A 12,194-nucleotide genomic window follows, 5' to 3' on the forward strand; every position below is an offset into this window, starting at 1 on the left:
GCGAGCTAAATCAGTTGCGTGAATTTATGTAAAAACAAGGGGCTAAAAGCCCAATTGTTTCTCAATCCAGTCATTGCGAGCTGATCATACCCAAATTCTCAAAAAAGCAAAAGTACATTTTGCCGTTGACAAGTGCGCCTTAAATTTGTGATTGTGGACTCCGCTAGAAACGGAGCGCGATTATGGACAATCGAATCTCGATTGAGAAACTCATGGAATATGTCGTTCCTGTGACCGAGTCCGGGTGCTGGATATGGATTGGGTCAATGCAGGAGGACAGTAGGCGCATGAACGCAGAGTGGGAAAACGTGCATCCGGACGAGTACTTCTGGGAAGTCCATTTCGGACACATCCCGACTGGACAGTGCGTTTGCCACAAATGCAACGTTCAATGTTGTGTCAACCCTAGTCACCTGTGTCTCAAGGCCACGGAAGGGGTATCCGGCGAGACAGCTTAATCCATTCGAGCCATCACCGACCCGGGCACCGCCCGGATCAGCGGCGGCTTGGCTTAATTCTACCTGGCGGCTTTTTGAATGAGCCCCCGTTCGTAATGCTGCTTGATATCTACGTTGTAGCTTCCGTTTTTCAGCATCGTCTTGACTCGATAGGGTTGCCCACAGGGATCCAGGTCGATTTTCGCCAGATCGACGATGCGATGGGGCTGCGGATTTTTTTCCGAATCGAGCAGCATGATGACTTTCGGTTTGAGTTTTTGCCGAGGGTTGACTTCGATAACGAGGGCTACTTCCTCGTTGCTCATTTCGACGAGGCTTCCGGCCGGGTAGATGCCTAGGCATTCGATGAATTTCGATGCTAGTTCGGCATCAAGATGCTTTCCGCTCTCTTTGTAGAGAATCGCGATCGCCTCCATGTGAGTACGCCCCGATTGATACACGCGATCGCTGGTGACGGCGTCGTAGGTATCGGCAACGGCGACGATCCGGGTAAAAGAGGGGATTTCGGCATCGGTGAGGCCGGTGGGATAACCGGTTCCGTCGAGGTTTTCGTGATGCTGGTAAGCGACCTCGATGGCACCGGGATAGATGCCGTGGGAGGACATGAGTATTTCTCGGCCGTGCACGGTATGCGCCTTTACCAGAGTCATTTCTTCATCGGAGAGCCGCCCCGGTTTGTTGAGGACCTCCAGGGGGACTCTCATCTTGCCCATGTCGTGCATGAGCCCGGACAAACCGAGATTCCGTAGCTCGTCGACGGACATGCCCAAGTGGCGGCCGAGCACGATCGAGAAGATACAGACGTTCATGGAGTGTTGGGACGTGTACTCGTCCCGATTCTTGAGCTGGGTCAACAGCAGCATGGCGTCGGGATTCTTGTAGACGCTGTCCACGCATTCGGAAACGGCCTCTTTTGCAAGCTGAATATCGAGGCCGCGACCGAAGCGGATTTCGTCCATGAATGTCTTGACCAGCTTGCTTGTCTGCTTATGCGTGTTTTCGGCGTTGTCGATCTCTTGTTCGACGGATAGGTGCTTTTCGGGCGGGGCGGCGGTCCACGATATGGACGAGGATTTGGCGGGCTGCTGCGTGTGCTCCGTTTCCGGATATTTTGTTTGGTAGGAATCGATGTAGACGTAATCGCAGACCTTCCGAACGGCTTCGATGTCCGCTTGTGTCGCGAGCATGAATCCTTGAAACAGAAACGGTGAATCCAGCCAAGGACGATCGAGTTCGCATACATACATCCCGATCTTCAGATCGCCGACGGGCACCTTGACCTTACCCAGGGTGGTTATTCCGTGAGAATCAAAAGACTTGTCCATAGGAGGCATTCCAAAAACAATCCGAAAGGCACGATTATTAATCAGGCCCGTAAATACCCTCCTGGTATTTCGGGCCGCCGCCCAGGCCGGTACACGCCCGGCCTGGGCTCACGCGGTTTGTCGCCGCGCCGGGGCATCCCTGCCCCGGATTAACCCGGCCTATATTTATAGGCCGGGTTAATAACAAGTATAGTTGGTGTGATTTTTGAGAATCGTGCTTAAGCCGGTTGGTGCCGATGTCGCTACTTGTTTTGGAGTATTGCGAATGATTTTGAATTTGTTTGGCCGGGCTTGCGGTTATTCAACAAAAAGGGCCTTGGGCTAGGCGTCCAAAGCCCTTTTTGTTTTTCCGACAAAACCAGATCAACGAAACGCTGAACAACTTTGATGTCGTTCATTCTCCTCGTCCGGACCGAGGAGAATCTTCGACAGGTCCATCACGAATGGAATCAGAGCTTACGGTTCGTCGAAGGGCCTGAAGAGCTTTCCGAACATGGCCCGACAGAATTGCGGCATATAGGACTTGGTGTAGCGCGCCGGGCTTTTTCGGCGCTATGGGCTCAGTTTTACCGTTCGCCCGTTAGCCGCGGACTCCAAAGCGGCGACGATGATCCGGCAATTGTCCTTTGCGTCGTCCAGCGAAAGCTGGGGCGCTTTTCCGGTCAGCGCGCATTCGCTGAAATGCTCGATTTCCAGTGTGAAATGGTTGGCCGCGGGCAGACGTTCTTCACACTGCCGCCCGTCTTCGGTCCACCACGAAAGCACCGGGATATCGCCCGGAAGCTGCCAGACGGTATGGCATTTCAAGCCGCCCTTGGTGCCTATGATTTCGTATTCCGAGCGCCGCGCCCGTTCGAAGCTGAAATCGAAATGGGCATGTTTGCCGTCTCCGAAATCGATGATGCCGCTGGTCGTGATATCCGCGCCGCTCTCGACGTATTTCGCGATGGCGGTGACGGCGAGGGGCGGCTCGCCGAAAAACATGCGGGCCGAATGGATCGCATAGCAACCGATGTCCCACATGGCGCCGCCGCCGCGCTCGACACTTTCCGCGAGGCGATACAAGCGTGCCGGCCGCATCATGAACGAGTAGGTGGCGCGGACGGAGCGTATGTCGCCGACGAGGCCGGAGCGGATTAGCTCCCGCACGCGCGCATGCTGCGGGTGGAAGCGGTACATGAAGCCTTCCATCACGGTCACCTTGTGCTGGCGTGCCGCGGCTTCGATTGCTTCGATATCGGCGACGGTCAGCGCCATCGGTTTCTCGCACAGTACGTGTTTGCCGTGCTGTATGGCGCGCAACGCCCATTCGGCGTGTTCGTGGTTGGCGAGAGGCAGGTAAACGGCTTCCACTTGGGCATCGTCGAGCAGCGCGTCGAGCTTGTCATAAGTCCGGACTCCCTGTTGTTGTGGCGCGTATTTCGCCAGTGTCTCGGCGGCCGCTCCGGGACGGCGGCTGGCAATGGCGACCAGTTCGGCATTCGAGGCATCGACGATGGCGGGCATCAGGCGTTCGTTAACGCGCGCGGCACCAAGTATGCCCCAACGGAGTTTTCGGTCAGTCATGATTCATCCTTTTTGCGAATTAACGTGCACATCATAGTGTCGCAGGAATCGGTGATCGTCTCCACCGCAAGGGCTTTGACAGCATCGACCGATCCGCCCCGTCCGCCCGACTCTCGCACTTGACACCGGTTCAGCGCGAGCGCATGGTTGCTGAATGGAGAGCACATGGGGAGTGCTTTGAATTTCTTTACTAACGTTGCGCTTTTGTCTTGGCCGACAAGTCAAAAGAGCAATGTATTGGGTTTTAACACCCCGCAAGGAGCTCATCATGTCACTAAGATCTTTGATTTCCACCGGCACCAAACTCTGGCTCGATTCCATCGATCCCGAACTGGTCGAAAGAGACCGCGCTCTCGGGGCCACCGGCGCGACCTCCAATCCCATCATCATCGCCGACATCCTCAACACGGGCCGCTTCGACGATCATATGCGCGCGTTGCTCGATGAAGGTATGGACAATTCGGCCATCGCCTGGGAGATGACCGATTACCTGGTGCGCAACGCTCAGGAGGTGTTCTTGCCCGTTTGGGAAGACACCCGCGGCAACGACGGTTACGTCAGTTTCGAGCTCGATCCGCTCCTCGAAGACCGCGAGCTGAATCTGCCTCACGCCAAACGCGTCAAGGAGTACATCGAGCTCGGCAAGCATTGGGGCAGCGGGCACGTCAACCGCCTGATCAAGGTTCCCGCGACCCCGGCCGGGCTGGATTCGCTGGAGGAATTGGCCGCTGCCGGAATCAATCTCAACGTCACCCTCATTTTCTCCGAGCGCCAGTACAAGCTCGCCCGTGAGGCCGTTTGGCGCGGTGCGCAGCGGCGCCCGAGCCTCGCTCATTTCAAGAGTGTGTACAGCATCTTCGTCTCGCGTGTGGACGTATACACGGAAAAGCAGATTCCGGAGCTCAGTCCCGACGCCCAGGGACAGGTCGGCATCGTTAACGTCAAACGTCTCTGGCAGCTTAATCAGTCCTTCTGGAAGGACAAGAATCTGCCACTCCAGCAGGAAATCGTCTTCGCCAGCACCGGCACCAAGAAACCCGGCGATCCGCCCGACAAATACGTGGAAGCCTTGGCCGGCAGCGACATCCAGACCAATCCGCCCGCGACCAACGACGCCGTCGAGGCGCTCAACAAGCAATACACGCGCAAGGTCGATCAACTGCCGACCCAGGCCGTCCTAGACGAGATCGACGCCAAGGTGGACGTGGCGAAGATGGAGCAGGTCCTGATGGATGAAGGGACGGCAAAGTTCGCCGATCCGCACAAGGCGCTGTTGAAACTCATCGCGGAAAAGCACGAGGCCCTTGCGTCGACGTGATTTAGTTCGCCTATCCGTTCTAACTGCAACCACCTAAGGAGAAGCCATGACCATCAAAGTTGGAGATCGCCTGCCCGAGGGCAAGCTGTACGAGTCTACCGAGTTCGACCCGGCTATCGGCTGTCCGATGAAGCCGCAACCGTTGAATGTCGGCGATCTCGTCAAGGGTAAAAAAATCGTGATTTTTGGCCTTCCGGGCGCGTATACGCCGACCTGCTCCGCGCAACATCTGCCCGGTTACGTCACGAACTTCGACAAGCTGAAAGCCAAGGATGTCGACGAAATCTGGTGCATGGCCGTCAACGATGCTTTCGTGATGGCTTCATGGGGCCGGGATCAGAAGGCCGGCGGCAAGGTGCGCATGATGGCCGACGGCAGCGCCGAATACACCCGGAAACTCGGACTCGAACTCGATTTGACCGAAAAAGGCATGGGTGTACGCTGCCAGCGCTTCGCGATGGTCGTCGACGATGGCGTCGTGAAGCATCTGGCCGTCGAGGCGCCTGGCAAATTCGAAGTCTCGAGCGCCGAGGCGATGCTCGCCCACTTATAAGAACGCCTTACTGTCTCCGGAGCCGCGGAAATCGTCACGCTGCGGCTCTTTCGCCGTGTGATGTAGAATGGCCGGCCTGTTTTCTTAACGGCACGGAACAATGCAATCAACCGATCCTTCGCTTACCGACGTCCTTGGTGCCGCCGTCACGATCGCCCGTGGCGCAGGGGCCATTCTTCGAGAGGGATTCGAAACCCGTCGCGGCACTGCGGTGCAGTTCAAGACCAGCGATATCGACCCGGTCACCGAATACGACATCCGCAGCGAACAGTTCATCGTCGGCGAACTGCGCAAGCTTTTCCCTTCTCACCAAATTGTCGGCGAAGAGGGCGGAGCTTATCGCGCCGAGGAATCTCGCCCGCCTGCGCGGAATTACCTCTGGCACATCGATCCGCTCGACGGTACCGTGAACTTCGCGCACGGTTTTCCGATGTTCTGCGTATCGATGGGTTTGCTGATCGACGGCGTGCCTTCGCTCGGCGTGGTGTATAACCCCGCCACAGACGAGACATTCGCCGCCGCGCTCGGTTTGGGTGCCACGCGCAACGGTCGGCCGATTCACGTGTCCGCGACGCTGGTGCTGAATCGTGCTCTGGTGATTACCGGTTTCTCTTACGATACCCATACCAGCGACAGCAATATGAAGAATTTCCTCGGCTTTCAGCGCAGCGCGCAAGCCACGCGGCGTATTGGTTCGGCCGCGCTCAACCTGTGCTATACGGCCACGGGACAGTTGGACGGACATTGGGAGATGAAGGTCAAGCCGCACGACATTGCGGCCGGCATCGTGCTGGTGCGCGAGGCGGGCGGTACCGTTACCGATTTCGACGGCGGCGACGAGATCTTGAGTACCGGCCGCATCGTTTCCAGCAACGGTCTGATTCATCGCGAGATGCTGGACGTCTTGAAAGCCGCCGACGATCGCGGTTGATGGAGGAGCTTCTCCCGCGGTTATACTTTTTCGCCCGCTGTCCCGGTGAAGGACGCGGGTGTCCGCCTACCTTAAATCAATAAGGAGTCATCATGAAAATCGGCATCGCTTCTGATCACGCGGGATTCGCCTACAAGGAAGAACTGCGTACTTGGCTAAGTTCTCTTGGCCATGAGGTCGTCGACTACGGCTGTTTCAGCGACGAACGAACCGATTATCCCACGTGGATTCGCCCGTGCGCCGTGGCTGTCGCCAACGGCGAAGTCGAGCGTGGCATCGTGCTGGGCGGCAGCGGGAACGGCGAGGCCATCGTTGCCAACCGAGTCAAGGGCTGCCGCTGCGGCTATTGCTTCAACGAGGAAACCGCCTATCTCACCCGGTTGCACAACGATGCCAACTGTATCGCCATGGGCCAGCGGATCATCAGTCTCGAAATGGCAAAGAAGATCGTCGAAACCTTCCTGTCCACCGAATTCGAAGGCGGCCGGCACGTGCCGAGGATCAAGGCGATCGATGAGTGATTCGGGATGCGGCGATGTCCCCGATAAGATGCCGCTAACCGAGAGCCGTAGGATGGGCAAAGGCCAACAGGCCGTGCCCATCTTTTCAGATGTTGGCAAAGGATTGCCGACCTCCGACTTTTTTCCGTCCCATTCGGTGGGTTACGGTGCGTGTCTAGCCATGCGGCCAAATCCGGTTTCTCGCTGGCGCACCTAACCCACCCTACCATCTGCGACAGCTCAGGGCGTAGGATGTGCTGAGGGACGAAGCGCCCTTCGACTAGGCTCAGGACAAGCATCAATCGCGAACCATGCGGTTCATGCCGGACCATCCCTGTCCGGCACCGTCCGGGCGATGCTGCCGCGCAAACCGGCCTTGCCACGCTACGCTTCGTTCAGCACGTCCTATGATCTGTTCGTAGGTCGGCAATCCTTTGCCGACAACGCCGCTAAAGCCACTGTCTGCGATTGGAAGGTCGCGACTAAAACGACCCTTCCGAACGGGCCAATCAGTCCTTTGTAATTACGGCTTGAGTGCCGAGGCTTCGCGAGCCAAGCGCGTGATTTCAGCCCAATTGCCGCTGGCGACCAAGTCTTTGGGGGTGAGCCAGGAGCCGCCCACGGCGACGACATTGGGAAGCTTGAAGAAATCCGGCGCGTTCTGCACGTTGATCCCGCCGGTCGGACAGAAACGCACGTTCGGAAACGGACCTCTGAACGAGTCGAGCATCTTGATGCCGCCCGCAGCCACGGCCGGGAAAAATTTCATGACGTCGAGGCCGGCTTCCAAGACTTGCATCACTTCGGACATGGTGGCAACGCCCGGGAAAAACGGCAGCTTGCTGTCTACGATCGCCTTCAGCAGGGTGGGCGTCGTGCCCGGCGAAACGCCGAATTGCGCACCGGCGGAAATCGCGGCATCGAGCTGAGCCGGCGTGGCGATGGTGCCGACGCCGACGATCGCGTCCGGGATTTCTTGCTTGATCACCCGTACGGCGTCCAGGCCGGCGGCGGTACGCAAGGTGATTTCTAATACGCGAATGCCGCCTTCCACCAAGGCGCGGGACAGCGGTACCGCGTCTTCCACGCGGTCCACCACCATCACGGGCATGACACTGGTCGCGGCAATGATCTGGTCAAGGTTCATAACAGGAATCTCTTCGTCGGTTGCAAAAAAGGAGAGCCGTGTCAGTCGTCGAACTGGAAAGTGGCCCCGCCGCGTTCCGCGGTGTCGGCCAGTTGGCGCAAGCCGGTGAACAGCTCCCGTCCGCAGCCGAACTGGTTGCGCGACAGGTCGGCCGTGGCGAGCTCGCGGCTGTTCCATTCGGCGGCCGGGACCTCGGCCTCCAGGCGGCCTTCCACCGCATCGAGCACCAGCATGTCGCCATCGCGCACCTTGGCGAGCGGGCCGCCCATCACGCACTCGGGCGAAATGTGAATCGCGGCTGGAACTTTTCCTGAGGCGCCGGACATGCGGCCGTCCGTAACCAGGGCCACCTTGAATCCGCGCTCCTGGAGGACCGCGAGCGAGGGGGTGAGCTGATGCAGTTCCGGCATGCCGTTAGCGCGCGGCCCCTGGAAACGGACTACGGCGATGAAGTCCCGTTCCAGTTCGCCGCGTTTGAAGGCGGCAATCAAGTCTTCCTGGTCGTCGAATACAATGGCGGGGGCGCGCACCACCCGGTTTTCGGGTGCGACAGCCGAGACCTTAATCACCCCGCGGCCGAGATTGCCGGTAACCAGGCGCAATCCGCCGTCCGAGCTGAACGGTTCGCCGGCCGGTGCCAGTACCGCGGTATCGAGGCTCTTCTCGCTGGCGGGGCGAAAGGCCAGTTGACCATTGTCGAGCCAGGGTTCTTCCGCCCAGCGGCGCAGACCCAGCCCCAGGACGGTCTGGACGTCTTCATGCAGAAGCCCTGCATCCAGCAGTTCGCGAATCAAAAAGCCCATACCGCCGGCGGCGTGGAAATGGTTGACATCCGCTTTGCCGTTGGGATAGACGCGGGCCAGCAGCGGAACGACCGCCGACAGATCGTTGAAGTCGTCCCAGTTGATTTCTATCCCGGCGGCTCGCGCGATGGCGATCAGGTGAATCGTGTGGTTGGTCGAGCCGCCCGTCGCCAGCAGGCCGACGATTCCGTTGACCACGGCGCGTTCGTCCACGACGTCGCACAGGCTCGGGGAGGATTTGTCCTGGGCGAGTCGTACTGCTTGCCGTGTGGCGGCGCGGGTCAATGCTTCGCGAAGTTCGGTGCCCGGGCTCACGAAGGCCGACCCGGGCAATTGCAGGCCCATGATTTCCATCAGCATCTGGTTGCTGTTGGCGGTGCCGTAGAACGTGCAGGTTCCGGCGCTGTGATAGGACGCCATCTCGGATTCGAGCAGGGCTTCTCGGCCGACCTTGCCTTCGGCGAACAGCTGTCTGACTTTGGCTTTCTCGGCGTTCGACACCCCCGAGGCCATTGGGCCGGCGGGCACGAAAATGGCGGGCAGATGCCCGAAACGCAGCGCTCCGATCAAAAGGCCCGGAACGATCTTGTCGCAGACGCCGAGGAACAGATTGGCATCGAACACGCGGTGGGCAAGCGCCACGGCGGTAGACATCGCGATCACGTCGCGCGAGAACAAGGAGAGTTCCATGCCGCTTTGGCCCTGAGTCACGCCGTCGCACATCGCCGGGACGCCGCCGGCAACCTGCGCGGTCGCCCCCGCTGCCCGCGCCTCGGCTTTAATCACCGCCGGGTATTGTTCGTACGGTTGATGCGCCGAAAGCATGTCGTTATACGCCGTCACGATGCCGATGTTCGGGACTGTGGCGGCTTTCAACACCAGTTTGTCATTGGTCGGCATCGCGGCATAGGCATGCGCCACGTTGGTGCAGGCGATGCGATTGCGCTCGACGCCTTTCTGACGCGCGCGTTTCATGCGCTCCAGATAGGCCTGACGCTTGGTTTGGCTGCGGGCGCGAATGCGCTCGGTGACGGCGAGCAATGTGGAATGTAGGGACATATGTTTCCGGCTGAAGTGGCGTCTTGTTCGGGTTGCGTCGGCGATGGGCAAGAGCATGCCCTGCAACGGGGCGCAGGCGCCACATTTAATCCAAGCCGCAAAAGCGTGTCAAGAAACGCGGCCGTTCGGCCCAGGGGGCGGCTGGACAGTGGGAGGGGCGGCGAGTAGTATTGCAAGGTTTTTTCATCCGGGTTTTCCGGATCTGCCTTTATACAACATGAGCTCGGCCGAGCCACAATCGGCACGATCTTTAACAAGAGGTTTCTGCGGTGAGTCAGCTCCCATTTCCCCAATCGTTCAACCTGGTTTTTTTTGGCGGTGCCGGTGATCTGGTCACGCGCAAATTGTTGCCGGCGATGTACCAGTGCCATAAGACCGGCCGGCTGGTGGAGTCGGGCCGCATCCTCTGTCTCGATCTGCTGGACCTGACGCAAGAGGCTTTCCTCGCCATGGTGGATGACAAGGTCAGGCAATTCGTGCCCAAGGCCGACTGGGACGATGCGGTGTGGGCGACGTTTCTCTCGCGCCTGACCTACCTGAAACTCGATGCCACCCAGCAGGAGCAATACGTGGCATTAAAAACCTTGCTGAAGCAGTCCCCTGCCGAGGTAACCGTATTCTATCTGTCCACCGCACCGTTCCTGTTTGCGACGATTTGCAGCAATCTCACCCGGCAAGGGCTTAATGGTCCGAATAGCCGCGTCGTGCTGGAGAAGCCGCTGGGGCACGATCTGGCATCGAGCAATGCGATCACCTCGGATGTGGATCGGTTTTTCTACGAAAAACAAGTCTATCGAATCGATCATTACCTGGGTAAGGAGTCGGTACAGAACCTGATGGCGCTGCGCTTCGGCAATTCCCTGTTCGAACCGCTGTGGCGCCGAATGTGGATCAGCAATGTTCAGATCACGATTGCCGAAGACGTCGGAATCGGCAGTCGCGGAGGGTTCTACGACAAAACCGGCGCATTGCGTGACATGGTGCAAAACCATTTGCTGCAACTGTTGTGTTTTGTCGCCATGGAGCCGCCGGCCAGTCTCGATTCCGACGCGATCCGCAACGAAAAGCTCAAGGTGCTCGAGTGTCTGGTGCCGTTCACTCGGGAAGATGTTTTGACCAAGACCGTACGCGGGCAATACCGCGCGGGCGTTTCGGGCGGCCGTCCGGTAAAGGGATATTTGGACGAGGAAAACATTCCGGCCGACAGCAAGACGGAAACCTTCGTGGCGATCAAGGCGGAGATCGCCAATTGGCGTTGGGCAGGGGTGCCGTTTTATCTGTTCACCGGCAAACGCTTGCCGACTCGGTTGGCTGAAATCGTTGTCCATTTCCATGATGTGCCGCATCATATCTTTCCTCTGCCGAGCAGCGGTTCGCGTGCGCCGTCCAAGCTGGTCATCCGCCTGCAGCCGGACGAATACATTCGTTTGTACCTCAACGCCAAGGCGCCGGGCGATTCTATGGAGCTTCAGCCGGTGTCGCTCGATCTCGACTTCTCGGGAAAATTCAAGGGCCGCCGGGCCGAGGCATACGAACGCCTGCTGCTCGATACCATCCGTGGCAACCAGGCGCTGTTCGTGCGCCAGGACGAGCTGGAGCTGGCCTGGCGCTGGGTCGAGCCGATTCTGAACACGTGGGCCGCCGATCCGAGCGGTCCGAAACCTTATGCGGCAGGAACCTGGGGGCCGTCCGCATCTTCCGAGCTGCTGTCGCGCGACGGTTTTGGCTGGCATGACGAGGGTTAAGACATGGTAGACATTCGATGGTTTGACGATAACGCAAGCCTCGCACCGGCACTCGCCGCCGCGGTGGCTGCCGACTTGCGCGCGGTGTTGCAGACCGAGCCTCGGGCCGCGTTGGCCGTATCGGGCGGCCGGTCGCCGGTGCCCGTGTTCGAAGCTTTGCGCGACGAAGACTTGGACTGGGCACGCGTGGTCGTCACGCTAGTGGACGAGCGATGGGTGCCTGAAACCGATCCGGCCAGCAATGCCGCCCTGGTCAAGACTCATCTGCTGCAAGGTCGCGCGGCGGCGGCTCGTTTCGTGCCGCTCTATACCGGCAATGCGTCCGCCGAAGACGCCGAGGCGATCTTGGCGGCCACTTTCGAAAGCCTGCCCCTGCCATTCGCGGCGCTGATTCTCGGCATGGGAGACGACGGTCACACCGCCTCGCTATTCCCAGCCAGTCCCAATTTAGACGCCGGTTTGGCTCTGGGAGGTTCGGTCGCGGATACGCCGCCCTGTCTCGCTCAAGTGGGCGCAGTCGCGCCAACCGAACGCATGAGTATGACCTTGCCTTGGATTTTGCACGCCCGACGAGTCTATCTACAGTTCGGCGGCGCCAATAAGGCGGAGGTGTTCACTGCCGCGCTGGCTGAGCCGAACCGTCAATACCCCGTGAGCTTCGTGCTCACGCAAACGCAGACGCCCGTGGTGGTGTTCGCTGCAAGAAGCTGAGTCAAAAAACTACGGCGCATCGGCCGATCGTGCGGCGCGTCGTCTTTTAACGTGCACGAAGGTCATTGAAGGCTCGTT

Annotated in this window: 12 protein-coding genes; 7 read left to right on the plus strand and 5 right to left on the minus strand. The window is 59.1% G+C overall.

Annotated elements, in window-relative coordinates; translation table 11 throughout:
• The first annotated feature begins 287 nt into the window (after nucleotides 1-287).
• A complete protein-coding gene (locus tag ACWJJK_RS01735) occupies nucleotides 288-458 on the plus strand; it encodes an HNH endonuclease (RefSeq protein WP_166642660.1) in 171 nt (56 codons plus the stop codon).
• A 59-nt stretch (nucleotides 459-517) separates the two neighbouring features.
• On the opposite strand, the gene ACWJJK_RS01740 is transcribed toward ACWJJK_RS01735, so the two are convergent.
• From ACWJJK_RS01740 to ACWJJK_RS01750, 3 genes are all read right to left on the minus strand, one after another.
• On the minus strand, nucleotides 518-1,783 hold the full coding sequence (locus ACWJJK_RS01740; protein ID WP_077730263.1) for an HD-GYP domain-containing protein: 1,266 nt from the start codon (nucleotides 1,781-1,783) through the stop codon (nucleotides 518-520).
• Between the two features lie 242 nt (nucleotides 1,784-2,025).
• A complete protein-coding gene (locus tag ACWJJK_RS01745) occupies nucleotides 2,026-2,181 on the minus strand; it encodes a hypothetical protein (protein ID WP_210023716.1) in 156 nt (51 codons plus the stop codon).
• A gap of 154 nt (nucleotides 2,182-2,335) precedes the next feature.
• Entirely contained in the window at nucleotides 2,336-3,349 is a 1,014-nt protein-coding gene (locus ACWJJK_RS01750; RefSeq protein ID WP_086133179.1) for a Gfo/Idh/MocA family protein, read from the minus strand.
• Between the two features lie 268 nt (nucleotides 3,350-3,617).
• Between ACWJJK_RS01750 and ACWJJK_RS01755 the strand changes: the two genes are divergently transcribed.
• The 4 genes from ACWJJK_RS01755 (at nucleotide 3,618) to rpiB (ending at nucleotide 6,672) form a co-directional block, all read left to right on the plus strand.
• Nucleotides 3,618-4,667, plus strand: a complete 1,050-nt coding sequence (locus ACWJJK_RS01755) for a transaldolase family protein (protein WP_454128598.1) — start codon at nucleotides 3,618-3,620, stop codon at nucleotides 4,665-4,667.
• Between the two features lie 46 nt (nucleotides 4,668-4,713).
• Complete coding sequence (locus ACWJJK_RS01760; protein ID WP_077730266.1) at nucleotides 4,714-5,220, plus strand: peroxiredoxin; 507 nt, start codon at nucleotides 4,714-4,716, stop codon at nucleotides 5,218-5,220.
• 100 nt (nucleotides 5,221-5,320) lie between these two features.
• Nucleotides 5,321-6,151, plus strand: a complete 831-nt coding sequence (locus ACWJJK_RS01765) for an inositol monophosphatase family protein (protein WP_156880091.1) — start codon at nucleotides 5,321-5,323, stop codon at nucleotides 6,149-6,151.
• Nucleotides 6,152-6,243: 92 nt separating this feature from the next.
• Entirely contained in the window at nucleotides 6,244-6,672 is a 429-nt protein-coding gene (gene rpiB, locus ACWJJK_RS01770; protein ID WP_077730268.1) for a ribose 5-phosphate isomerase B, read from the plus strand.
• A 502-nt stretch (nucleotides 6,673-7,174) separates the two neighbouring features.
• On the opposite strand, the gene ACWJJK_RS01775 is transcribed toward rpiB, so the two are convergent.
• Both ACWJJK_RS01775 and edd read right to left on the minus strand, forming a co-directional pair.
• Nucleotides 7,175-7,798 (minus strand): bifunctional 4-hydroxy-2-oxoglutarate aldolase/2-dehydro-3-deoxy-phosphogluconate aldolase, encoded by a 624-nt coding sequence (locus ACWJJK_RS01775; RefSeq protein WP_077730269.1) that lies wholly within the window; start codon nucleotides 7,796-7,798, stop codon nucleotides 7,175-7,177.
• A 41-nt stretch (nucleotides 7,799-7,839) separates the two neighbouring features.
• Complete coding sequence (gene edd, locus ACWJJK_RS01780; RefSeq protein ID WP_156880090.1) at nucleotides 7,840-9,660, minus strand: phosphogluconate dehydratase; 1,821 nt, start codon at nucleotides 9,658-9,660, stop codon at nucleotides 7,840-7,842.
• A 269-nt stretch (nucleotides 9,661-9,929) separates the two neighbouring features.
• On the opposite strand from edd, the gene zwf reads away from it, so the two are divergent.
• Nucleotides 9,930-11,405, plus strand: a complete 1,476-nt coding sequence (zwf, locus tag ACWJJK_RS01785) for a glucose-6-phosphate dehydrogenase (protein ID WP_454128599.1) — start codon at nucleotides 9,930-9,932, stop codon at nucleotides 11,403-11,405.
• A 3-nt stretch (nucleotides 11,406-11,408) separates the two neighbouring features.
• Entirely contained in the window at nucleotides 11,409-12,116 is a 708-nt protein-coding gene (gene pgl / locus ACWJJK_RS01790) for a 6-phosphogluconolactonase (protein WP_086133175.1), read from the plus strand.
• The last annotated feature ends 78 nt before the right edge of the window (nucleotides 12,117-12,194 follow it).

The sequence above is a fragment of the Methylocaldum gracile genome, from assembly GCF_053646815.1.